The 24858-nt window shown below is 67.2% G+C and carries 15 protein-coding genes and 1 pseudogene; 11 read left to right on the forward strand and 5 right to left on the reverse strand.

The annotated features are described in order from the left end of the window. Nucleotides 1-61: 61 nt before the first annotated feature. On the reverse strand, nt 62-463 hold the full coding sequence (locus EO139_RS12650; RefSeq protein WP_104583306.1) for a DUF4124 domain-containing protein: 402 nt from the start codon (nt 461-463) through the stop codon (nt 62-64). Between the two features lie 119 nt (nt 464-582). Here EO139_RS12650 and pssA point away from each other — a divergent pair, with 119 nt between their 5' ends. From pssA to EO139_RS12675, 5 genes and pseudogenes are all read left to right on the forward strand, one after another. Then, the gene (pssA, locus tag EO139_RS12655; protein WP_104583307.1) at nt 583-1356 is read left to right on the forward strand and encodes a CDP-diacylglycerol--serine O-phosphatidyltransferase; all 774 of its coding nucleotides are present in this window, start codon (nt 583-585) and stop codon (nt 1354-1356) included. 10 nt (nt 1357-1366) lie between these two features. Further along, nucleotides 1367-1834, forward strand: a complete 468-nt coding sequence (locus EO139_RS12660; protein WP_104649400.1) for an alanine acetyltransferase — start codon at nt 1367-1369, stop codon at nt 1832-1834. Continuing rightward, complete coding sequence (gene rimI / locus EO139_RS12665) at nt 1831-2313, forward strand: ribosomal protein S18-alanine N-acetyltransferase (protein WP_164739833.1); 483 nt, start codon at nt 1831-1833, stop codon at nt 2311-2313. Before EO139_RS12660 ends, rimI begins: the two co-directional genes overlap by 4 nt. 787 nt (nt 2314-3100) lie before the next feature. Then, complete coding sequence (locus tag EO139_RS12670) at nt 3101-4234, forward strand: pectate lyase (protein ID WP_126970905.1); 1134 nt, start codon at nt 3101-3103, stop codon at nt 4232-4234. A gap of 56 nt (nt 4235-4290) precedes the next feature. After that, nucleotides 4291-4503, forward strand: a pseudogene (locus EO139_RS12675) (pectate lyase); the annotation flags it as partial. 1416 nt (nt 4504-5919) lie between these two features. Here EO139_RS12675 and EO139_RS12695 read toward each other — a convergent pair. The 3 genes from EO139_RS12695 to EO139_RS12705 all read right to left on the reverse strand — a co-directional run bounded on the left by EO139_RS12695 (nt 5920) and on the right by EO139_RS12705 (nt 10983). Next, nucleotides 5920-8754 carry a valine--tRNA ligase gene (locus tag EO139_RS12695; protein WP_126970909.1) on the reverse strand — a complete coding sequence of 945 codons (2835 nt, stop codon included), beginning with the start codon at nt 8752-8754 and terminating at the stop codon, nt 5920-5922. 207 nt (nt 8755-8961) lie between these two features. Then, on the reverse strand, nt 8962-9387 hold the full coding sequence (locus tag EO139_RS12700; protein WP_104535058.1) for a DNA polymerase III subunit chi: 426 nt from the start codon (nt 9385-9387) through the stop codon (nt 8962-8964). Nucleotides 9388-9501: 114 nt separating this feature from the next. Then, the gene (locus EO139_RS12705) at nt 9502-10983 is read right to left on the reverse strand and encodes a leucyl aminopeptidase (protein ID WP_126970911.1); all 1482 of its coding nucleotides are present in this window, start codon (nt 10981-10983) and stop codon (nt 9502-9504) included. A 107-nt stretch (nt 10984-11090) separates the two neighbouring features. Between EO139_RS12705 and lptF the strand changes: the two genes are divergently transcribed. Next, on the forward strand, nt 11091-12173 hold the full coding sequence (lptF, locus tag EO139_RS12710) for an LPS export ABC transporter permease LptF (RefSeq protein ID WP_104585974.1): 1083 nt from the start codon (nt 11091-11093) through the stop codon (nt 12171-12173). Next, nucleotides 12170-13276 carry an LPS export ABC transporter permease LptG gene (lptG, locus tag EO139_RS12715; protein WP_104585972.1) on the forward strand — a complete coding sequence of 369 codons (1107 nt, stop codon included), beginning with the start codon at nt 12170-12172 and terminating at the stop codon, nt 13274-13276. Before lptF ends, lptG begins: the two co-directional genes overlap by 4 nt. A gap of 152 nt (nt 13277-13428) precedes the next feature. On the opposite strand, the gene EO139_RS12720 is transcribed toward lptG, so the two are convergent. Next, complete coding sequence (locus tag EO139_RS12720; RefSeq protein ID WP_126970913.1) at nt 13429-13890, reverse strand: RDD family protein; 462 nt, start codon at nt 13888-13890, stop codon at nt 13429-13431. Between the two features lie 188 nt (nt 13891-14078). Here EO139_RS12720 and xerD point away from each other — a divergent pair, with 188 nt between their 5' ends. From xerD to EO139_RS12740, 4 genes are all read left to right on the forward strand, one after another. Continuing rightward, a complete protein-coding gene (gene xerD / locus EO139_RS12725) occupies nt 14079-15050 on the forward strand; it encodes a site-specific tyrosine recombinase XerD (protein ID WP_104585982.1) in 972 nt (323 codons plus the stop codon). A gap of 118 nt (nt 15051-15168) precedes the next feature. Further along, a complete protein-coding gene (locus EO139_RS12730; RefSeq protein ID WP_126970915.1) occupies nt 15169-15975 on the forward strand; it encodes a DsbC family protein in 807 nt (268 codons plus the stop codon). Between the two features lie 423 nt (nt 15976-16398). Next, nucleotides 16399-20445, forward strand: coding sequence for a phosphoribosylformylglycinamidine synthase (purL, locus tag EO139_RS12735; protein ID WP_126970917.1), 4047 nt, complete (start codon nt 16399-16401; stop codon nt 20443-20445). A 563-nt stretch (nt 20446-21008) separates the two neighbouring features. Beyond that, entirely contained in the window at nt 21009-24842 is a 3834-nt protein-coding gene (locus tag EO139_RS12740) for a YadA-like family protein (RefSeq protein WP_241235957.1), read from the forward strand. The last annotated feature ends 16 nt before the right edge of the window (nt 24843-24858 follow it).

Raw genomic sequence — 24858 nt, forward strand, 5'->3', positions numbered from 1 at the left:
TCAGTGGCGCCGGCCGATCGGCCGGACGCATGGGCCGGTAGGTGGCCGCTCCCGGGCCGGCTCAGGAGGCCGGAGTGCCGCTCGCTGCCGGCTTGCAATAGGCCTTGGCGGCCGCTTCGGCGAGGTTGCGTTGCGCCGCGCGGGCATCCGGGTCCAACGGGGTGCCGGGCTTGCCATCGGCGCCGGCGCCCATGGTGACCTCGCCCTTGCCACTGAGCAGCTCCAGGTTGCGGCGTGCGGTCAGGCAGTCGGCCGATTCGGGCGTGGTGGTGTCCGGCGCGGCGATGGCGGCGGTGCCGCTGCGTGCATCGATCCGGCGCGCTTCGTAGCGCTGGCCGGACGGTGGCGGGGTTTCGGTGTAGTGGGTGACGCCCTTGGCGTCCTTCCATTTGTACAGATCGGTCGCGCCGGCGGCGGCGCTGACCAGCATCAACAGGGCGCAAAGCCCGGACGACAGGTGCATGTGGCTTCCCCTGGATGATTCCCGCGGCGATTGCAGCATCCGCGGCCGGCGCTGGCAAGTGAGGCTGCACGCCGCCGGCGCGCTACCGCCGGATGGACCTCAGGCCCTACACTTGCCGGATGGATGAGATGAGACCGCCCCCGCGCTCGCGCACGATCTACCTGCTGCCGAACCTGTTCACCACCGCCGGGCTGTTTTCCGGTTTCTACGCCATCATCGCCGCCGCCAACGGGCAATTCGTCCAGGCCGCCATGGCGGTGTTCGTGGCCGCGGTGATGGACGGGCTGGACGGCCGGGTCGCGCGCCTGACCAATACCAGCAGCGAGTTCGGCGTGCAGTACGACTCGCTGGCCGATCTGGTCAGCTTCGGCATGGCCCCGGCGCTGGTGATGTATCACTGGTCGCTGTCGGCGCTGAAGTACGACAGCAACGTGATGGGCCGGGTCGGCTGGTCGGCCGCGTTTCTGTATGCGGCCTGCGCGGCACTGCGCCTGGCGCGCTTCAACACGCAAGTGGGGGTGGTCGACAAGCGCTGGTTCATCGGCCTGGCCAGCCCGGCCGCCGCCGGCTTGATGATGTCCTTCGTCTGGGCGTTTGCCGACGACAGCCTGGGTTTCGATGGCGAGCAGCTGCGTTACCTGGCGCTGGCGGTCACGGTGGTATCGGCCTTGCTGATGGTCAGCCGGATCCGGTTCTGGAGTTTCAAGGGCGGCGCGCGTGGTCCGCGTGCCGACCGTGTGCCGTTCCTGGCGCTGGCGATCGCCACGGTGGTGATCGCGCTGCTTGTGATCGATCTGGCCCGTTCGCTGCTGGTGATCGGCGTGCTGTATGCACTGTCCGGGCCGGTGATGTGGCTGTGGCGGCGCTGGCGGCGTACGCCCGAGCTGCCATGAGCCAGATGCCATGAGTCAATTGGCCTCCGAGCCGATGTGGTCCGATCTGCAGGTGTCGTATCTGCAGGCGTTGGGACACACCGTGTATCTGGATCGCGACACCGTGGACGCGGCGGCGGTGCCTGAGGAGACGATGGAGCGCGCGCCGGCGGCCGCACCGCCGCGCGTGGAGCGCACGCCACCAATGCCGGCGCCAGCGGTAGCGCCGGCGGTCCGCCGCAGCGCACCGGTAGCGCCGGCCCACGCGCCGGATGCAGTCACGACTGCGCCGGCAGCGCCGCCGCGGCGCAGCCGGGTCGGCATGCCCGATCGCCTGCAGATGGCGTTGCTGCGCGCCTCCGGCTGCAACCCCGGCGATCCGAATACGCAAGCCTTGATGGCGTCCTGGCCGCTGGCCGAGCTGCGCGGCAACCCGGCCGCCAAGCGCGCGCTGTGGCCGCAACTGCGCGCGCTGCGGCGGCGTCGGAACCCGGCATGAGCGCCCTGAACGCGCCGCTGCCCACCTCGCTGCGCGCCATGCGCGAGAGCGATCTGGATGTGGTGATGGACATCGAACATCGGGCCTATCCGTTCCCGTGGACGCGCAGCATCTTTCGCGACTGCCTGCAGGCCGGCTATCCGGGCTGGGTGATGGAGCAGGGCGGGCAGGTCATTGGCTACGGAGTGATCAGCATCGCTGCCGACGAGGCGCACGTGCTCAATGTCTGCATCGCACCGGAGGCGCAATCCCGCGGGCATGGCCGCGTGCTGTTGCGCGCGCTGATCAAGGGTGCCTGCGATCGCGGCGCGCGGCGCGCGTTTCTGGAAGTACGCCCGTCCAATCCGTCGGCGATTGCGCTGTATCACTCCGAAGGCTTCAATGAGATCGGGCGGCGCCCACGCTACTACCCCTCCAATACCGGCCGCGAAGATGCGCTGGTGATGGCAATCGAGTTGTCCTTCGAAGGGTTCTCCTGAGCCTCATCGGCCGAGGCTGATGGAAGCGTTCTCCCGCGTCCGGCTGGTTCTGCCCCGACGCACCTGATACGCGTCGCGCGGTTGCATCGGTGAGGCACGCGTCACGACCCGAGACACCACCCCGGCTCCTGCATAGCCGCCAGGCGACCGTGCTGGCGCTTTGCTGTTTCGCCCCGAAGCGGCGTTGTGGTGATGCACCACAATCAGTTCATCAGGCAATGCACCCGCTGTGCGCCGAGCTGTTGTGCATCGCTGCAATCGATCGCAACAGGGTGAATGTTTTTCCATTTGCATCGCACGAGGTGTCGCCTGCACGGCGCCATCCGGCAGGGCGCACCTGCAGCCGCGACGGTGATCATGCCGCCACGTGCCACCCGTGGTTTCCAGCAGCGCCAATCGACTGTGTCCATGTGCCAGGCGCACTGCGATAGCGATGCAATTGCCGTGCGCGCCGAAAAAAAACATGCATGCATGTGATGGCGGCGGCACACCGTGCTGGAGCTGTGTCGGTCTGCGTTGCACTGCAGAGCATGCTGCGCTGCAGTGTCCTCATGCCTGTCCCCGCATGTCTTGATTACAGCGTTTTGTCTTCTCCTGGATGTCCCGCAACCGTTTGCGTGACTGCGCGTGCACATCGATACATCGGCTAGATACAAGCCATTGCGATGCTCCTAGTATCGGCGTCGCGGAACTGAACATTACAAAGATGAAAAGTATGTTCCGCGCCTGCTAGACGAGGGGTGTGCCGCCGCGCGGCGCATCGAACCTATCCGAGGGAGAGATCAAGATGAAGCCGAAATTTTCAACGGCGGCCGCCGCGTCGCTGTTTGTCGGGTCGTTGCTGGTTGTTGGCGTTGCCTGCGCCGATCCTGCACTGGAAGTTGCAACCACTGGTTGGGCAACACAGAACGGAGGGACCAAAGGCGGTTCCAAAGCGGCCGCAGCCAACATCTACACGGTCAAGACTGCCGCCGAGCTGAAGAGCGCGCTGAAAGCCAGCGTGGGCAGCAACGGGCGCATCATCAAGATCAGCGGCATCATCGACATCAGCGAAGGCAAGCCGTACACCACGACCTCGGACATGAAGAGCCGCGCGCGGTTGGACATCCCCACCAAGACCACGCTGATCGGCATCACCAGCAATGCGGAGATCCGCGAAGGCTATTTCTACGTCAAGGCCAACGACGTCATCATCCGCAATCTCACCATCGAAAATCCGTGGGATCCGCAGCCGGTCTGGGACCCGGATGACGGCAGCGCCGGCAACTGGAATGCCGAGTACGACGGCCTGACGGTCGAGGGCGCAACCAATGTGTGGGTGGACCATGTCACCTTCACCGACGGTCGTCGTACCGACGATCAGAACGGCACCGCCAACGGCCGTCCCAAGCAGCATCACGATGGCGCGATGGACGTCAAGAAGGGCGCCAACTTCGTCACCATTTCCTACTCGGCGTTCAAGTCGCACGAGAAGAACGACCTGATCGGTTCCAGCGACAGCGCCTCCAGCACCGACAGCGGCAAGCTCAAGGTGACCATCCATAACACCTTGTTCGAGAACATCTCTGCACGCGCACCGCGGGTGCGCTTCGGGCAGGTGCATCTGTACAACAACTACCACGTCGGCAGCACCACCCATCCGGTCTACAAGTTCTCGCACGCCCATGGCGTGGGCAAGGAGTCGAAGATCTTCTCCGAGCGCAACGTGTTCGACATCAGTGGAGTGAGCAGCTGCGACAAGATTGCGGCCGACTACGTCGGCAGCGTCTATCGCGATCAAGGCTCACTGCTCAACGGCAAGGCGCTGACGTGCTCGTGGAACAGCAACATCGGCTGGACCCCGCCTTACACCTATAGCCTGCTGTCGGCCGACAAGGTCGCTGCGGACGTCAAGGCGAAGGCCGGCGCCGGAAAGCTGTAAGCCTTATCAAGGCACCACGCAAATGCAGTGCCCGCAAGACGGGTACTGCAAATGCGTTCGACATCGGTGGTGTGAGCAGCTGCGACAAGATCGCCGGCGACTACAAGGGCAGCGTGTATCGTGACCAGGGTTCGCTGATCAACGGCAAGGCGCTGAATTGCTCGTGGAACAGCAACATCGGCTGGAAGCCGCCGTATACCTACAGCCTGCTGGCCGCCACCAAGGTGGCGGCAGACGTCAAGGCAAAGGCCGGGGCGGGCAAGCTGTAAGGCCCCTGCGGTACGCAACGCCGCGATGCGTGCAGCGTTGCACGTCTTTCCATAACGCCCGCAGCACTGTGGGCGTTGTGCGTTTGCGTAATGTCCTTATCGATGTCTCATTGTCCGGCGACATACGCTGTTTCGACGCCGTGGCGCGTGCGCGCAGCATCACGCGTCTTCAGTTCTCTGCGCAGCCGGGCGTAGGATCCATGCAGGGCCCTTGCCCGCCCACCATTACGCGGCATCGATGCCGCGTAAGGTCCCGCGACGGTGGGCGGGCAAGGACCAGTCGAGATGATCGGTGTGCATGGTTTTCAGTAAAGCAGCCGACCAACTGTCTGGCGCGGTGTCCTTGCCGGTTGCGGGACCGTGTGGCGGCATGGATGCCGCCACCGAGCCCCCAGGGACAGGTTCACGGCGTGTCCCGCAAGCGGTGAGGGCACCGCGCACTCGACGCTGCGAGTTTGCTGCAGGGCCCTTGCCGGCCCACCATCGCGGGACACGCCGCAAGTACGTCCATGTAGGCTCCGGCGCGGCATCCATGCCGCTCAGGGTCCCGCGACGGTGGGCCGGCAAGGACCAGTCGAGATGGTCGGTACGTAACGTAGAGCAGTGCTGGGTGCGCCTTGTTCGATCGTGAAGCATCGCCTCCACGTCTGATGCGCACCGCGCGACAGACAGCTTTCAGATGAGCGCCGACCAACTGTCTGGTGAGGGCACAGCGCACTCGACGCTGCGCCTTGGCTGCAGGGCCCTTGCCCGCCCACCATCGCAGGACACGCCGCAAGTACGTCCATGTAGGCTCTGGCGCGGCATCCATGCCGCTCAAGGTCTCGCGACGGTGAGCGGGCAAGGACCAAGCGAGATGGTCGGTGTGCATGGTAAGAGCGGTGCTGGATGCGCCTTGTTCGATCGTGAAGCATCGCCTCCACGTCTGATGCGCACCGCGCGACAGACAGCTTTCAGATGAGCGCCGACCAACTGTCTAGTGAGGGCACAGCGCACTCGACGCTGCGCGTTGGCTGCGCGGCCCTTGCCCGCCCACCATCGCGGGACACGCCGCAAGTACGTCCTTGTAGGCTCTGGCGCGGCATCCATGCCGCTCAAGGTCCCGCGACGATGGCCGGGCAAGGGCCAGTCGAGACGGTCGGTGTGCATGGAAGAGCAGTGCTGGATGCGCCCTGTTCGATCGTGACGTATCGGCCCCGCGTCTAATGCACACCGCACGACAGACAGCTTTTCAGATGAGCGCCGACCAACTCTCTGGTGCGGTGTCCTTGCCGGTTGCGGGACTGTGTGGCGGCATGGATGCCGCCACCGAGCTCCCAGGGGCGGGTTCACGGCGTGTCGCGCACGCGGTGAGGGCACCGCGCCCTCGACTAACCAGGCTGTTGACCCCGTCCCGGCCAACAGTGATTGGCGGTCCTAGAGCTTGGCGCGTTGCTCGCGCAGGCCGGTCAGCTGCGTGGTCCAGTCGTTCAGGCGCGCGCGTTCCTGCTCGACCACCACGGCCGGTGCGTTCTGCACGAAGGTGGCGTTGCCCAGCTTGCCATTGCACTTGCCGATCTCGGCTTCCACGCGTTTGATTTCCTTGTCCAGGCGCGTGCGTTCGGCATCCATGTCGACCAGGCCTTCCAGCGGCACCAGCAGGGTCAGCTCGCCGACGATGGCCGTGGCCGACGGCGGTGTGTCCTGGCCGGCGTCGAGCCAGTCGATCGCTTCGAGCTTGAGCAGGAACGACAGCTGCGAGGCGAAGCGGCCGACACGGGCGCGATCGTCGGCAGTGCCGGCTTGCAGCAGCAGGCGCACCTGCTTGGACGGCGGTACGTTCAACTCGCTGCGCACACGACGCAGTGCCGACACCATCGACTGCAGCCATTCGACATCCGCCTCTGCGCTGGTGTAGCCCGCAGTGTCGACATCGCCGGCCTGCGGGAATGCCTGCAACGAGATCGTGGCGGCGCTGATGCCCAGGCGCGGTGCAACCTGCTGCCACAGTTCCTCGGTGACGAACGGGGTGAGTGGGTGCAGCAGGCGCAGCAGCGCTTCGAGCACGTACAGCAGTGTGTGGCGCGTGCTGGCGGCTGCCTCGCTGTCCTGGCCGTTGAGCGCGGGCTTGGCCAGTTCGACGAACCAGTCGCAGAACGCATTCCAGGCGAACTCGTACAGCGATTGCGTCAGCAGATCGAAGCGGTAGCTGGCGTAGTGTGCGTGGGTTTCTGCAGTCACCTTGTCCAGGCGCGCCAGAATCCATTGCTCGGCTTCGGTACGCGGCTGCGGCACGCCGGCAAAGCGCGCGCCTTCGGTGTTCATCAGCACAAAGCGCGTGGCGTTCCACAGCTTGTTGCAGAAGTTCTTGTAGCCTTCGGCGCGGCCCAGATCGAACTTGATGTCGCGGCCATGCGTGGCGAGTGCGGCGATGGTGAAGCGCAGCGCGTCGGCACCATGGGCGATGATGCCGTCCGGGAACTCCTTGCGCGTGGCTTTTTCGATCTTCTCGGCCATGCGTGGCTGCATCAGCCCGGTGGTGCGCTTGGCAACCAGGTCTTCGATGCTGATGCCGTCGATGATGTCCAGCGGGTCGAGCACGTTGCCCTTGGACTTGGACATCTTCTGGCCCTGCGCATCGCGGATCAGGCCGGTGATATAGACATCGCGGAACGGCACCTGGCCGGTGAAGCTGTCGGTGGCCATGATCATGCGCGCCACCCAGAAGAAGATGATGTCGAAGCCGGTGACCAGCACCGACGACGGCAGATAGCGCGCGAAACCGCGCTCGGCCATCGCGTTCGCGTCCGGCCAGCCCAGCGTGGAGAACGGCCACAGTTGCGAGGAGAACCAGGTTTCCAGAACGTCGCTGTCCTGGTGCAGCGCGACGTCGGCACCCAGGCCGTGTTTCGCGCGCACCTCGGCTTCGTCATGGCCGACATAGCACTTGCCTGCCTCGTCGAACCACGCCGGAATGCGATGCCCCCACCACAGCTGACGGCTGATGCACCAATCCTGGATGTTCTCCATCCAGTGGCGATAGGTATTGATCCAGTTCGGCGGGACGAACTTGACCTGGCCGCTTTCGACCAGCTCCAGGCCGCGCTTGGCCAGCGCGTCCATCTTCACGAACCACTGGTCGGTGAGATACGGCTCGATCACCTGGCCGGTACGGTCGCCGCGCGGCACCTGCAGCTTGTGCGGCTTGGTTTCGACCAAGACGCCCAGGTCTTCCAGTTCGGACAGCACCAGCTTGCGTGCGTCGTAACGATCCAGGCCGCGGTACCGCTCCGGCGCATTCTCGTTGATGGTGGCGGTGACGGTGAACAGGTTGATCAGCGGCAACTCGTGCCGCACACCCACCTGGTAATCGTTGAAGTCATGCGCAGGCGTGACCTTGACCACGCCGGTGCCGAAGGCGCGGTCGACATAGTCGTCGGTGATCACCGGCACTTGCCGGCCGGTCAGCGGCAGCACGATGCGGGCGCCGTGCAGCGTGGCATAGCGTGGGTCTTCCGGATGCACCATCACCGCGGTATCGCCCAGCATGGTCTCCGGGCGCGTGGTGGCGACCACCAGGTAATCGCGGGTCTCGCGCAGCGTCTCGGCGCCGTCGGCATCGTGCTCGACGTGCTCGTAGGTCACGCCATCGGCCAGCGGATAGCGGATCGACCAGAGGAAGCCGTCTTCCTCGACGTTTTCCACCTCCAGGTCGGAGATCGCGGTCTTCAGCACCGGGTCCCAGTTGACCAGGCGCTGGCCGCGATAGATCAGGCCCTGCTCGTACCAGCGCACGAACGCTTCGTTGACCGCGGCCGACGGCTGCGGGTCCATGGTGAAGGTGCTGCGCGACCAGTCGCTGGAGGTGCCCAGGCGGCGCATCTGGCGCTCGATGGTGTCGCCGGATTCGGCCTTCCACTCCCACACCTTGGCGATGAAGCCCTCGCGCCCCAGCGAGTCGCGCGTTTCGCCCTTGCCTTCCAGCGCCAGGTTGCGCGACACCACCATCTCGGTGGCGATGCCGGCATGGTCGGTGCCCACCTGCCACAGCGTGTCGAAGCCACGCATGCGGTGATAGCGCACCAACGCATCCATCAACGTCTGCTGGAACGCATGGCCCATGTGCAGCGTACCGGTCACATTCGGCGGCGGCAGCAGCACCGTATACGGCTCACCCTGGCCGGACGGCACGAAATACCCGGCAGCCTCCCACTGCGCGTACAGGCGCGATTCGAAGGAAGAGGGGTCGTAGCTGGAGGCGAGGGTGGTCATAGTGGGGCGGGGATTCGTTGTTCGGGATTCGGGATTGGTTGCGTCATGGGGCCGGCGAGAACCGCCGGCATCCAGTCATCAACGTCAGTGGTGGTGCCGTGGAGCGAAGGTCGGCCGTTTGGGATTAGTCGTTGGATGCAGTCCTCGGAGACGCAAAAAATCTGCTTTTACGAATCCCCAATCCCAACTCCCCAATCCCCGCCCCTCTCACATGTCGTACTTGGTCAGTTCCAGGCCCAGGGCCTTGTACTGCTTCCAGCGTTCGCGCAGCGGTTCGCGGGCCGCCGGGTCGGCGGGGACGACTTCCAGCACGCGGTCGCAGGCGCCCAGGTAGGGATCGTCGCGCAGGTTGATCACCAGCGGGCGCGAGGGAGCATCGAACTCCGGCGAGGCGATCAGTACCGGCGCCAGCTCGTCTTCCTCGTCGGTGCCGGCAATCTGGTGCGGAATGTAGGCCTCGTCGTCGAATGCCCACAGCAGGTCGTCCAATGCCTCGGCCTGCGCAGCGTCGCGCGCCAGGATCAGCGTAGGCAGGTTGGCGTCGTTGGCCTTGCGCGCCAGCTCGCAGACCAGCCGCAGCGGTTCGTTGAGGAAGCGCGGTTTGGCGATCAGGTAGAAGTCGGCACGGGGCATCAGGGCAGGGAATCGGGAGAGGGGAATCGGGAATGGTCACGGCATCGCCGCGACCTCGAAGGTCGCGGCGGTGACTGAGAGGAAAGGGATTTCACGATTCCCTATTCCCGATTCTCAATTCCCACCTGCGGCGCGGTCCAGCAACCACTGCGTCAACAGCCCCACCGGGCGTCCGGTGGCCATGCCGCGCTTGCCTTCGTCGCTGGCGACGCCGGCGATGTCCAGATGTGCCCAGCGCTGGTTCTCGGTGAAGCGCGACAGGAAGCAGCCGGCGGTGATCGCGCCGCCCCAGCGGCCGCCGATGTTGTAGACGTCGGCGAAGGTGGAATCCAGCAGGCCCTGGTACTCGTCCCACAGCGGCAGGCGCCAGGCGCGGTCGAACACGTGCTCGCCGGCGGCCAGCAGTTCGTTGGCCAGGTCGTCGTGCTTGCTCATCAGGCCGGCGGTCTGGTGGCCCAGCGCCACCATGCAGGCGCCGGTCAGCGTGGCCACGTCCACCAGGGCTTCGGGGTTGAAGCGCTCGGCGTAGGTCAGCGCATCGCACAGGATCAGGCGGCCTTCGGCGTCGGTATTGCCGACCTCGATGGTCTTGCCGGACATGCTGGTGATCACGTCGGAGGGGCGATAGGCATTGCCGTCGATGGCGTTCTCCACCGCCGGCACCACCACCACCAGGTTGATCGGCAGCTCGGCCTTGACCGTGGCCACGAAGGTGCCGATGACGTTGGCGCCGCCGCACATGTCGTACTTCATTTCCTCGATGCCGCCCTGCGTCTTGAGGTTGACGCCGCCGGTGTCGAAGGTGATGCCCTTGCCGACCAGCACATAGGGGCGCGCGTCGCCGCCGCCGTTCCACTTCAGCACGATCAGCCGCGGGCGGTTGGCCGAGCCACGCGCCACCGACAGCAGCGAGCCCATGCCCAGCGACTCCATCTGCGTCTCGTCCAGGATCTCGGCCTCGGCGCCGGGGAACTTGCCGGCGAAGGCGGCCGCGGTCTCGGCCAGGTAGGCCGGGGTGCAATAGTTCGGCGGCAGGTTGCCCAGCTCGCGGGCGAATTCCACGCCCTCGGCGGTGGCCACGCCCACGGCCAGGGCACGGGTGTCGTCGCCGGCGATCGCCAGCGTGGTCAGGCCGGTCTCGTCGACCTTCTTCTTGCCCAGCGTGGCGGTGTAGCGGTAGGCGGCATGGTCGCTGACGATGATCGCCTGGCGGATGTTCCAGGCGCTGTCGCGCGCCTTGACCGGCAATTCGGTCAGGGTGAGCAGGGCGGTGCCGACCGGGCCGGTCTTCAGCGCGCGGGTCGCATCGCCCACCGCCTTGAGGTACGGCGCCACGCCGAACTTGCCGGCCTCGCCCAGGCCCACCACCATCACGCGCGGGGCAGCAACGCCCGGCAGGTCGTGCAGCAGGCTGGTGCTGCCGGTCTTGGCAGCCACGTCGCCACGTGCCACCAGGGCCGTCAGACGGCCCTGGCTGGCACTGTCCAGCGCCTGGGCGGCGGGCGACAGGGTCTTGTCGGCGAACACGCCAACCACGATGCAGTCGACGGCGGCGCTTGCCGGCGCGTCTTGGTTCAGGGTGAATTGCAGGGCCATTGATCAGATTCCGTAGGCAAATCCGTACAATCGCGGGCTGTTTACGCCAACCGGACTAGGCTGGCGCCGCCGCGAACGAATCCGAGAGTTTAAAACAAGCCCACCCCATGCCGAAGCTCGATCGATACCTGCTTAGCGATTTCACCCAGAGCTTCCTGGCCACCTTGATCGTGCTGCTGGTCGTCAGCGTGGGCGGTGTGCTGGTGGATATCCTCGGCAATATCGCCGATGGCCGCATCCCTGCTCGCTTGCTGCTGTCCCAGGTGGGCCTGCAATTCGTGGCGTACCTGCCGATCATCCTGCCGCTGGCGCTGATGCTGGGGCTGTTATTGGCACTGGCGCGGCTGTACCGCGATTCAGAAATGGCGGTCATCACCGCCATCGGCGTGGGCCCGCGGCGCATGTTGCGGCCGATGTTGATGCTGGTGGTGCCGGTCGTGGTGGTGATCGGGTTGTGCTCGCTGTGGCTGGGCCCCTGGGCCAGCCGCACCGCCGAGACCATGCTGGAGGACGCCAACCGCAGCATCGTGATGGCCGGCCTGGAATCGGGCAAGTTCACGCCGCTGTCCGGCGGCGGGGTGGTCTACCTGACCACGATCTCGGCCGACGGCAAGGGCCTGGGCAAGGTGTTCCTGCAGCGCCAGAAGGACGACCGCATCGACGTGGTCACCGCCGACCGCGGCGCGATGTTCTTCGAAGGCAAGGCCGACCGTTACCTGCGCCTGGAGGACGGCTACCGCATCGAAGGCCCGGCCGCCGGCAACACCCTGGACTACCGTTTGATGAAGTTCGCCAGCAACGACGTGGCCTTGCCCGACCGGGCCCAGGTGCACGATGCCAACGATCCGGAAGTGATGTGGACCACGCAGCTGCTCTCGGACCAGCGCCCGGCGGCGCGCGCGCAGCTGCATGAGCGCCTGGCGCCGCCGTTGCTGGCGCTGGCCTTCGCGCTGCTGACCCTGCCGCTGTCGCGCAGCGCGCCGCGGCAACAGCGTTACGGCCGGATCATGCTGGCCTTCCTGGCCTACATGGTGGGTACCAATCTGATGATCGTCGGCACCCAGTGGATCGCCAATGGCAAGACCCCGGCTGCGCTCGGTCTGTGGTGGCTGACCTTGCCGCTGCTGGCGGTGGCGATCTGGGCGTATGCGCGCGATGGCCGCGTGCGGCGGCCGAGGGTGCGCGCATGAGGCTGATGCCGCGGGTGCATGACTGGTACGTCGGGCGTGCGGTGCTGTTCACCGTGCTGCTCACGTGGGCGGTGCTGCTGGGCCTGGACCTGGTCAATGCCTTTGCCAGCGAGGCCAAGAACATCGGCCAGGGTGCCTACACCTTTGGACACGCGATCGCGTATGTGGCCTACACGGTGCCGCGCCGGGCCTACACCTTGTTTCCGACCGCTGCGGTGATCGGCGCCTTGATGGGCCTGGGCCAGCTGGCGGCGACGTCCGAACTCACCGCGCTGCGCGCACTCGGCGTGTCGCGCAAGCGCATGTCGGCTTCGGTGGTGGCGGCCATGGCGCTGCTGACCGCCACCATGGTGATCAGCGGCGAGACCGTGGGGCCGTGGGCACAGAACCAGGCCGATACCCTGAAAACCAGCGCCCGCTACAACAGCGACATGGCAATGGCGCGCTATTCCGGCCTGTGGGCGCGCGAGGGCGACACCTTCCTCAATGCGCTGAGCGGCGAAGAGAAGCTGCTCGACGGCGGCGGCACCGCATTGGATCTGCACGATGTGCGGCTGTATCACCTCGATGCCGGCGGCCGTCTGGCGCAGCTGACCTACGCGGCGCTGGCCGAGAACCGCAACGGGACCTGGACGCTGCGCCAGGTGCGCCGCGATACCTTCCAGGAACGCTCGGTGCAGCGCGAAACCTTCCCCGAGCTGGCGTGGCAGTCGCAGCTCAGCCCGGCAGCGCTGGCGGCCGGGCTGGCCAAGCCGCGCAACCTGTCTGCGCGCGATCTGCAGCAGAGCATCGAATACCGCCGCCGCAACGGCCTGGATGCGCGCGACTACGAAGATCAGTACTGGAGCCGCTGGTTCTACCCGCTCAACGTGCTGGCGCTGTGCATGGCGGCGATCCCGTTCTCGTTCGGTTCGCTGCGCAGCGGCGGGCTGGGCAAGCGCCTGTTCCTGGGCATCCTGTTCGCGCTGGGGTTCTGGCTGCTGCAGCTGTTCTTCGGCCGCATGGCCGGTGCCCTCAAGCTGGACTACCGCATCGCCTATGCGCTGCCGCCGATGGTGATGCTGGGCGTGTCGGTGTGGTTGTTCCGACGGCGCAGCAGCTGACGCGGCTGCGCCGGTTCAGCGTCTTCGGAACCGTGCGCTGCCTGCGCTAAACGGTGGTACCGGTTTGCGCGTGTGGCTGCCAGGGCTTTGCATGGCGGCCCCATTCCAGCACTGCCTGCCGGGGAGGTCGGCAAGCTGCCGGCCCGGGCGTTTCAGCGCTTGGGCGTGCGCTGCAGCCGGGTGCCGCTGGCACGGTCGTGCCAGGCCAGCCGATCGCGGTCCAGCCAGGCCCACCAGAATCCCGCGCCAGCCAGGGCCAGCGACAGCGTGCCGACGGCATAGCGGATCCACAGTACGCGCCACGAGGCTTGCGGCCCGACCAGCGACAAGCGCCACGGGCGCATGCCCAGGGTCTGGCCACCCCGCCGCCAGCTGACGGTGGCGTAGACCCCGGCCGCGATCCAGCAGCACAGCCACAACAGCCATTGCCAGCCGCTGAAGGGGGCAATGTTTTCGCGGGCCGGATGCCCGGCAAGCGTAAATCCCAACGTGAACGCGGCGGAGATCAGCATCCACAGCGCGAGCACCGGCCAGGCGTCGTAGCACATGGCCAGCAGTCGCCAGACCACCAGGGCAGGTGCGCGCGCGCTGCGCGGTGCGGGGGGCGAAGTCATGCTGCGAGCATAGCCGGCGCAGGCGAGCGAGCAACGTCGCGCTGCGGCAATCCCGTGCCAGGCGGGGCCTGGGTGTTGAGCTGAGAGCCACGTGGCGTGTGGCCGATCGAGGCAGTCTGCGTTGCCAAATCCCGCTCCTGGCTGACATGGCGCGCCGCAAAACGCATGCCACGCTCTATGCTGTTGCGATGTCAGCCAGCAGTCCTGCCGAACGCCGCCAACTGGCGCAACACCTGCCGCCGGTGCAGGCCGCCGATGCCGCCGCCATCGAACGCTTTCTGGACCGGTTGTGGGCCGAGCAGGGCGTGGCGCGGCAGACTCTGGACAGTTACCGGCGCGACCTGGAAGGGCTGGCGCGTTGGCGCGACGGTGCCGGCGGCGGCTTGCTGGGTGTCGATCGGGCGGTGTTGTTCGACTATCTGCGCTGGCGCACCGAGGCGCGCTATTCGCCGCGCAGCAATGCCCGGCTGCTGTCGACCCTGCGTGCGTTCTACGGCCTGTGTCTGCGCGACGGCGTGCGCGGCGACGACCCTACCGCATTGCTGGACCCGCCACGCCTGCCGCGCTCGCTGCCCAAGGCGCTGACCGAGACGCAGATCGAGGCGCTGCTGGCCGCGCCCGATATCGCCACGCCGCTGGGCCTGCGCGACCGCGCGATGCTCGAGCTGATGTATGCGGCCGGCCTGCGCGTCAGCGAACTGGTCAACCTGCCGGCGGTGGGGGTCAACCTGCGCCAGGGCGTGCTGCGGGTCACCGGCAAGGGCAGCAAGGAGCGTCTGGTGCCGTTGGGCGAGGAATCCCAGCACTGGCTGGAGCGCTATCTGAGCCAGGCGCGCCCGCTGCTGGCCAGCCACAAGGCGGTGGCAGCGGTGGACGGGCAGGTGCCGTTGTTCATCGATGCGGCGCGGCAGCCACCCAGCCGCCAGCAGTTCTGGGCGCTGGTCAAACGCTATGCGGCGGTGGCCGGGATCGACCCCGCCACGGTCAGCCCGCACGGGCTGCGGCACAGCTTTGCCACCCATCTGCTCAACCACGGCGCGGACCTGCGCGCGCTGCAGATGCTGCTCGGGCACAGTTCGCTGTCCACCACCCAGATCTATACGCTGGTTGCGCGTCAGCACCTGCAGAAGCTGCATGCCGCCCATCACCCGCGCGGGTGATAGCGGGTGCGCCGCAGGCGAGGCAACGGTCCAGAGAAAGAAGAAAGCGTTTCAGCCGCTGTCTGGCTTCATCTGCGCTGTGCGAGAATCCAGGCACCCCATTCCACTGGATGCGTGAATGTATCGTCTTGCCATCGCCGCGCTGCTGGGCGCACTCAGCCTTACCGCCTGCGCGCAATCCTCGCAGCCTGCGGCAAGCAACGCCGGCGCCAAGCCAGCCGCTGCTGCCGCCCCCGCCGCCGCCGCGGGCAACGTGGACCAGCGTGTGAGCGTTGCGCTCAAGGCGCTGGATCCGGATTTCAAGCCGGACTACATCGGCGCAGCGCCGTTTCCCGGTTTCCGCGAAGTGGTGGTCGGCGGGCAGGTGCTGTACGTCAGCGACGACGGCCGTTACCTGATCCAGGCGCAGCCGTTCGACATCCAGAACAAGCAGTTCGCTGCCAGCCCGGGCCTGCTGGCCTACCGCCGCAAGCAGCTGGAGACCGTGCCCAAGGCCGACCGCATCGTGTTTGCGCCGGCAAACCCCAAATACACCGTGACGGTGTTCACCGACGTGGAATGCGGCTACTGCCGCAAGCTGCACAGCGAGATCGGCGAGCTCAACAAGCAGGGCATCGCGGTGGAATACCTGGCGTTTCCGCGCATGGGCCTGGGCAGCCAGGACCACAAGGAAATGATCGCGGTGTGGTGCGCCGCCGACCGCAAGCAGGCGCTGACCGCGGCCAAGTCCGGGCAGCCGGTCAATGCCAAGGACTGCAAGAACCCGGTGTCGATGGAATACACGCTGGGCCAGCGCCTGGGCGTCAACGGCACCCCGGCGATCTTCGCCCCGGACGGCACCCAGCTGGGTGGCTACCTGCCGCCGGCGCAGTTGCGTGAAGCGCTGGAAAAGCGCGCGGTCACCACCGCCGGTGGCAGCCGCTGACGTCGCCGCCAGCAGCGCCGTGATGCTGCGCTGACGCTGGCCGCCGCGACGGTCGGCGTGATCGATCAACAGGCCGGGATGCGCATGCATTCCGGCCTGTTGCGTTTCAGGACCGGCTGGCAGCGGGGTTTGGGCTGGCAGCACGGTTTGTCGGGTGAGAGCGGCGATGGACCGGCGTGGCGGCCAGCGCTGCGGAGGTCGGCCCCGCGCGCAGATCCGGCCCAAGGCAGGTGTGCGCGCGAAACCGGGTCGGCATCGCCATCCGCCGCTGCCGCTGCCGCATCTGGCCGGAACGTGCCGAATCCGCGCCGGGCGATGCGAGTCACCACCGCACAGATCGCTGGCCGCCACATCCCGGGTCCGGCGCCGACGCATCAGCTCCGTTACAATCTGCAGCCCCGTTTCTGACACGGTTCCCCGGACATGATGGTCCTCGAGGGCGCTTCCGCCCTTTCGCCGTTCCGCCGCGCTCGGCTCGAAACCCGCCTGCAAACCCTCGTTCCCGCGCTGCGCATCACCGGCGCCTGGCACGTGTACTTCATCCGCGCCGAGGCCGGGCAAGCGCCCGACCAGGCCACCTTGCAGCGGATCCTGCAGGCCGAAGCCGCCCCCGCGCCGCGGGCCGAGGAGGCTTCCTCGCGTTACGTGGTGCCGCGCCTGGGCACGCTGTCGCCATGGTCGAGCAAGGCCACCGAACTGGTGCGCGGGGCCGGGCAGCCGATCCAGCGCGTGGAGCGCGGCACCCGCATCGATCTGGCCGGCTGGCCGGCCGACGACGCGACGCAGGCCGCCGTGGCCAAGCTGCTGCACGACCCGATGACGCAGTCGCTGCTTGGCTCGGCCGCGGCCGCCGAGGCGCTGTTCAACGTGCCCGATCGCGGGCAGTTGCAGCGCGTGCCGCTGGCGGCGCTGGAGCAGGCCAACCGCGACCTGGGCCTGGCCCTGGCGCAGGACGAGATCGACTACCTGCGCGAACGCTTCGCCGAGCTGGGCCGCGACCCGGCCGATGTCGAGCTGATGATGTTCGCCCAGGCCAACTCCGAGCACTGCCGGCACAAGATCTTCAACGCCAGCTGGACCATCGACGGCAAGCCGCAGGAACGCTCGCTGTTCCGCATGATCAAGCACACCCACCAGCAGACCCCGCAGCACACCCTGTCGGCCTACAGCGACAACGCCGCGGTGGTGGAAGGCGTGCCGGCCGCGCGCTATCGCCCGGATCCGGCCAGCGGCGAGTACCGCGCCGAGGCGGTGCTGCCGTCGGCGTTTGCGATCAAGGTGGAAACGCATAACCACCCCACCGCGATCGCGCCGTTTCCCGGTGCCGCCACCGGTGCCGGCGGCGAGATCCGCGACGAGGGCGCCACCGGCCGCGGCGGCAAGCCCAAGGCCGGCCTGACCGGGTTCACGGTCTCGCACCTGCGCATCCCGACCCTGCCGCAGCCGTGGGAGGCGCCGCGCGCGCTGAACCCGCGCATGGCCCCGGCGCTGGACATCATGCTCGACGGCCCGCTCGGCGGCGCCGCGTTCAACAACGAATTCGGCCGGCCGAACCTGCTCGGCTATTTCCGCAGCTTCGAGCTTGCCGAAGGGCAGGGCCTGACCCGTGCCTACGACAAGCCGATCATGCTGGCCGGTGGCCTGGGCGCGATCGATCGCAACCAGGTCGAGAAGCTGCGCCTGCAGCCCGGCGATGCGGTGATCGTGCTGGGCGGCCCGGCGATGCTGATCGGCCTGGGCGGCGGTGCGGCCAGTTCGGTGGCCGCCGGCGACAGCGCCGAGGCACTGGATTTCGCCAGCGTGCAGCGCGAGAACCCGGAGATGGAGCGCCGCTGCCAGGAGGTCATCGACCGCTGCGTGGCGCTGGGCACCGACAACCCGATCCGCTGGTTCCATGACGTGGGCGCGGGCGGCCTGTCCAACGCCATTCCCGAGTTGCTGCACGATTCGGGCGTGGGCGGCATCATCGACCTGGGCCGCGTGCTCACCGACGACCCCTCGCTGTCGCCGCTGGAACTGTGGTGCAACGAATCGCAAGAGCGCTACGTGCTGGGCGTACCGCAGGCGCGCCTGGACGAATTCGCCGCGATCTGCGCGCGCGAGCGCTGCCCGTTTGCCGCCGTCGGCGTGGCCACGGCCGAGGAGCGGCTGGTGGTCGGCTATGGCGTCTTCGACGCCGGGAATGGGGAGTCGGGAATCGGGAATGGTAACGGCGCACTGCCGGTTGCCGATGCCGCTTCTCACCATTCCCCATTCCCCACTCCCGATTCCTCGCTGCCGATCGATTTGCCGATGGACGTCCTCTTCGGCAAGGCGCCGAAGATGCATCGCGATGCGGTGCATCCGCCGGCGCCGCAATGGCCGGTGCTGCAGACCGCCGTGCTGGATCTGCAGCAGGCTGGCCTGCGCGTGCTGGCGCATCCCACGGTGGCGTCCAAGAGCTTTCTGGTCACCATCGGCGACCGCAGCGTGGGCGGCCTGACCGCGCGCGAGCAGATGATCGGGCCGTGGCAGCTGCCGCTGGCCGATTGCGCGATCACCCTGGCCGGCTTCGATACCTTCGCCGGCGAGGCGATGTCGATCGGCGAGCGCACCCCGCTGGCGTTGTTGAACGCCGCCGCGTCGGCACGCATGGCGGTGGGCGAGGCGATCACCAACCTGTGCGCCGCGCCGGTGCAGACGCTGGACAGCATCAAGCTCTCGGCCAACTGGATGGCCGCGGCCGGTCATGCCGGCGAAGACGCCTTGCTGTACGACGCCGTGCGTGCGATCGGCATGGAGCTGTGCCCTGCACTCGAATTGAGCGTGCCGGTGGGCAAGGACTCGCTGTCGATGCAGGCGCAGTGGGTTGTCGAGAATGGGGAATCGGGAATCGGGAATGGCGAAACGCCGCAGCCCGCCGCTTCCACCATTCCCGATTCCCTACTCCCCATTCCCGGCGAAACGCACAAGAGCGTTTCACCCGTCTCGCTGATCATCAGTGCGTTCGCACCTGTCGCCGATGTGCGCACGCAATTGACGCCGCTGTTGCGTAGCGACGAAGAGAGCGAGCTGTGGTTGATCGGGTTGGGCGGCGGCAAGCAGCGTCTGGGTGGCTCGGTGCTGGCGCAGGTGTATGCCGACGATGCCGCGCTGCCGGCATTCGGCGGCGAGGTGCCGGATCTGGACGATGCGCAGCGCCTGCGCAGTTTCTTTGAACTGATCCGCGCCGCGCGCGAGAGCGGCCTGTTGCTGGCGTACCACGACCGCAGCGATGGCGGTGCGTTTGCGGCACTGTGCGAAATGGCGTTCGCCTCGCGCCAGGGCCTGGATATCACACTCGATGCCTGGGGCGACGACGCGTTCCGCAGCCTGTTCAACGAAGAACTGGGCGCGGTGGTGCAGATCGCCAACGAGGATCGCGCCGCGTTCGCCGATCTGGTCGAGCGGCATGCCTTGACCGAATGCGCGCAGCGCATCGCACGTCCCACCGGCGCGCCGCGCATCCGCGTGAGCGGGCAGGGCCGCGTGCTGGCCGAGTGGCGTTGGGAAGCCTTGTTCGATGCCTGGTGGTCGGTGAGCCACGCCATGCAGAAGTTGCGCGACAACCCGGAAACCGCCGACGAAGAGCGCGCGCAGGCGCGCGACTTCCAGGCGCCGGGATTGCGTCCGAAGCTGGTGTTCGATCCGTCCGAAGACGTGGCCGCGCCCTTCGTGGCGACCGGTGCGCGGCCCAAGGTGGCGATCCTGCGCGAGCAGGGCGTCAACGGGCAGATCGAGATGGCCTACAACTTCGAGCGCGCCGGTTTCCGTGCGTTCGACGTGCACATGAGCGACCTGATCGAAGGCCGGGTGGATCTGGCGCAGTTCTCCGGGTTTGCCGCCTGCGGCGGCTTCAGCTACGGCGACGTGCTGGGTGCCGGCCGCGGTTGGGCCACCTCGATCCTGGAACGGTCGGCCTTGCGCGATGCGTTCGCCGCGTTCTTCGCACGCAGCGACACCTTCGCGCTGGGTGTGTGCAACGGCTGCCAGATGCTCAGCCAGCTCAAGGACATCATTCCCGGTGCCGAGCATTGGCCGCGGTTCCTGCGCAATCGCAGCGAGCAGTTCGAAGCGCGCACCGCCTTGCTGGAAGTGGTGGAGTCGCCGTCGATCTTCCTGCGCGGCATGGCCGGCTCGCGGATTCCGGTGGCGGTGGCGCATGGCGAAGGCCGCGCCGAGTTCGACACCGTGGTGGATCAGGCCGCTGCACGTGTGGCCCTGCGCTTCATTGATGGCGATGGCGCGGTGGCCTCGCAGTACCCGCTCAATCCGAACGGCTCGCCGGACGGCATCACCGGGCTGACCAGCACCGACGGTCGCGCCACCATTCTGATGCCGCATCCGGAGCGCACCCCGCGCACGGCAAACCTGAGCTGGCACCCGGCCGACTGGGGTGAGGACTCGCCGTGGCTGCGCATGTTCCGCAATGCGCGGGTCTGGTGCGGTTGATGATGTGGCGCGGTACGGCATGAGCTGAAGCGCCGTACCAACGGTGCCATTGGACGGCCGTGTGCAGCGATGCACACGGCCGTTGTCGTTTCTGGTCCTGCAAGAAAGTAAGTAATCAACGCCGGGACATGGTTTGCTTTACGTCACTATAAAAACTACTAGTTATTTACTCGCGGTATATGGTGATGCTGCTTGTGTGATGTCAATCCCAATTGAATCTTTGGTTTTTCAATAGATTCAGACCACGTTTTGAATCATTGATTCATGGCGTTTCTGCAGCACTTTATGTCGCGATTCGTGGGTTCTTTTGCGCGGGTAATCTCCGGCGCAGACGCAGTGCGAGTGCATTTTATATAAACCTCAGGGGGACCGTGCGATGCAATCGCGCGGTGGTCGGTTTTTACACCAGACCAATGGGGAGTAAGTCGTCGATGAAACCAATGTACTTGGATGCCGGCGGTGGGCAGCATGCCCATTGCCGAACGGGCAGGCTTGCCTGCGATGTGGGGAATCAGCGGTTGAATCGATCGCCGGTGCACGCGCGCGGCAGGCTGGCGGTAGCGATGCTGCTGGCACTTGCCGGCGTGGCCGCAGCTGCCCAGGCCACCACGCATGCCGATGCGCTTGCGCATTGCACGGTGGTCGAGGGCCGGCAACGTTGCGACACCGATGCGGCGACCCGCAACGACGTAGTGCCTGCAACCGCGAGCGCGCAGGTGACCGCAACGCCTGCGGCCGATACCGATGCACCGGGGTTTGCGGATGGGCAGGATGCGTTGGCACTGGGCAATGCAAGCAATGCGCTGGGCGATGGCACCAGTGCGTTCGGTGGCGGAAGCCTGGCGCTGGAGCGCGACGCCACCGCGATCGGGCACAACGTGTCGGCCGCCGGGGAATCGGCAACCGCCATTGGCGGCGTGGCAACGGTCTACGACTACGACGCATTCGGTTTTGTCATCGGGCAACGCGAACAGGCCACGCAAGCGTCCGGGGTGGGGGCGACGGCCATCGGCGGTGGTGCACTGGCCGGCGATCCGTTTTCCAGCGCCCTGGGCAGCGGCGCCAGCGCCATCGGCGTGCAGGGCACGGCGGTGGGGTATCGCGCGCAGACCGGCAACGACGGCGCCACCGCGGTGGGCGGTCTGTCCACGGCCAGTGGTTTTCTGTCCACCGCCGGCGGCTACAGTTCGCGTGCCAGCGGAGATACGTCCACCGCCTTCGGTTACCGGGCGCGCAGCGAAGGCAGTAGCAGTATTGCAGTGGGCGATACCGCACTGGCCAGCGGGGTGCAAAGTGTGGTGGTGGGTGGCATCAGCAACTTCGGCTCGATCACCGCCGCCACCGGAACAGGCGGCATCGCGCTCGGCGCAGGTGCGCAGAGCCAGTCCGACTATGCGATTGCCATTGGCTACGATTCCAACATCTTTCCGAATCGGCCTGGCAATACCGATTCCGTGGCGATCGGCCACAGCGCCGGTTCGTTCGCGCCACGCACGGTATCGCTGGGTGGTTTTGCATTGACGATGGGCGATGGCGGCATCGCGATCGGTCACGACAGCACGGCCTACCTGGAAAACAGTATCGCCTTGGGCGCGCGCGCCGCCACCTCGTGGTTCAACGGCAACAACACCGCGATCGGTGCAGATTCCCAGACCAATGGCATCGATGCGCTGGCGATCGGCTATGGCGCGCGCGTGGGCGATTTTGTCGACGATGCCTGGAATCGTTCGGCATCCAGTGCCGTCGCACTGGGCGCACATTCCTACGCGTACCGCAGCAACACGGTGTCGGTGGGCGATGTGCAGGCCGGGCTGACGCGGCAGATCACCAGCGTGGCGGCAGGCACCGAAGCCAACGATGCGGTCAATGTGGCCCAACTCGACAGCGTGCGTGCGATCACCAATCGGCTCGACAGCACGCTGGCCATTGGCAAGACCGATACGGACGAAGCCGCTGCCCATGTCGACGGACTCAATGCGCTGGCCTTGGGGAGCGCCAGCAACGCCATCGGCGATGGCGCCAATGCGCTGGGCTCGGGCAGCCTGGCGCTGGGGCGCGATACCGTGGCCGTTGGCCGCAACGCCAGCGCGGCCGATGCCTCGGCCGTTGCAGTGGGCGGCGTGGCGTCCGTGCCGGTGTTCGACGCGGCGGGCTCGATCGTCGGCGCGCAGGAACAGGGTGCCTCGGCCCAGGCGCGCGGCGCGGTGGCGCTGGGCAGCGCGGCCATTGCCCAGCGCAGCTTCGCCACTGCGGTCGGCACGGGGGCCGCGGCCAGTGGCGAGCAATCGATGGCGGCCGGATTCAGCGCCCGTGCGCAGGATGATGTGGCCACTGCGGTGGGCGCCTTTTCGAGCGCCCGCAGTGCGGCGGCGTCGGCCTTCGGCTTCGGTGCGCTGGCCAACGCGAGCATGACCACGGCGGTGGGCTTCAACGCCTCCAGTCTTGGCGAAGGCAGTGTGGCCGTGGGCAGTCTGGCGGTTGCCGCTGGCGAGCGCAGCGTGACGCTCGGCGGCATGTCGCTGATCAGCTCCACACTCAGGTCGGCAGGTGCCTTCCGGGTCGGTGGCGTTGCCATCGGCGCCGGCGCGCGAAGCGACGGCGATTACGCCGTTGCGCTGGGCTACAACGCCAATGTGTTCTCCAACGACAGCAATGCCGATGCGGTGGCGATCGGCCATAGTGCGGCCTCGTTCGCGCCGCGCACGGTGGCGCTGGGGGCGCTGGCATCTGCCGAGGGCGTTGAGGGGATCAGCATCGGCTACGACGCGCGCGCCACCTCCAGCAGGAGCATTGCGATCGGCAGCGGCGCCAATACGTCGATCCTCCATGGCGACAATATCGCCCTGGGAACCAACGCCAGGGCGGATGCGCCCGACGCGATCGCGATCGGGCGCAATGCCAGCGTCGGCGTATTCGTCGGTGAAGCGGGCAGCGCGGCGATGGCACTGGGCGTGCAATCCAATGCGCTGGGCAACAACAGTCTGGCGATGGGCTACAACGCCTTTACTCGGCAAGGGGGCAGTAACGCCGTCGCACTCGGTGCCGATGCCGGTGCCAGTGGTGCCGATTCGGTGGCGCTGGGCGCGGGCTCGCGCAGCTACGAGGCCAACGTGGTGTCGGTGGGCAACGGCAATGGCCGCGGCGGGCCGGCCACGCGTCGCATCGTCAATGTCGGCAGCGGCGCGATTGCCAGTGCCAGCACCGATGCAGTCAACGGCGGCCAGTTGTTCCAGTCGTTGAGCAACGCTGCCAGCTTCCTCGGCGGTGGCGCGGCGATCGGTGCGCAAGGGGTGTTCGTGGCACCGACCTACGTGATCCAGGGCAGCAGTTACCGCAATGTGGGCGAGGCGCTGACTGCGCTGGACAGCAAGGTCAGCGAGCTGGATGCGCGAGGTGGAGCGGCCACCCCCGGCACTGCCGCACGTTCAAGCGCTGCGCGTGTGGCAACGGCGCCTTCACCAGTTGCGGACGCCTCGACTGTCGCCACCGCGGCGGATGCGACAGGCGATGGCCTGCAGGCGACAGCGCTGGCCACCGACGGCATGCCAGAAAGTTCGGCGTCGTCGGTTGCTGCAACGGCGAGCGCGCTGGATGCAGGCAACGCGGTGCAGGGCAGGCCGACTGCGGCGGTGGTCGGCAGCATCACCCCGGCCGCAACGTCCACCGCCGTCGGCACGGCGGCAGTGGCCAACCACGTGACCGGCACGGCGATCGGCGGCAGCGCGTATGCGCATGGCCCCAACGACACTGCGATCGGCAGCAATGCGCGCGTCAATGCCGACGGCAGCACCGCGGTCGGCGCCAATACGCAGATTGCCGCGGTGGCGACCAATGCGGTGGCCATGGGCGAAGGCGCGCAGGTCAGCGCGGCCTCCGGCAGCGCGATCGGACAGGGTGCACGGGCAAGCGCACAAGGTGCGGTGGCCCTGGGTCAGGGATCGGTGGCCGATCGCGCCAACACGGTGTCGGTGGGCAGCGTCGGCGGCGAGCGGCAGGTGGCCAATGTGGCCGCCGGCACGCGTGCCACCGACGCGGTCAACAAGGGCCAGCTGGACAACGGCGTCGCCGCGGCCAACAGCTATACCGACAGCCGCTACAGCGCGATGGCCGACAGCTTCGAGACCTACCAGGGCGACATCGAGGACCGTCTGCGCCGGCAGAACCGTCGCCTGGACCGGCAGGGTGCGATGAGCTCGGCGATGTTGAACATGGCCGCCAGCGTCGGTGGCATCGCCACGCAGAACCGCGTCGGTGCCGGCGTCGGTTTCCAGAACGGCGAATCGGCGTTGTCGGTGGGCTACCAGCGTGCGATCAGCCCGCGCGCCACGCTGACGGTGGGCGGCGCGCTCAGTGGTGACGACAGGTCGATCGGCCTGGGCGCCGGCTTCGGCTGGTAACGCAGGCCTTGCCGTT

Origin of the sequence: Xanthomonas sp. BRIP62411 (assembly GCF_003993525.1) — a bacterium.
In the GTDB taxonomy this organism is placed as follows: domain Bacteria; phylum Pseudomonadota; class Gammaproteobacteria; order Xanthomonadales; family Xanthomonadaceae; genus Xanthomonas; species Xanthomonas euroxanthea.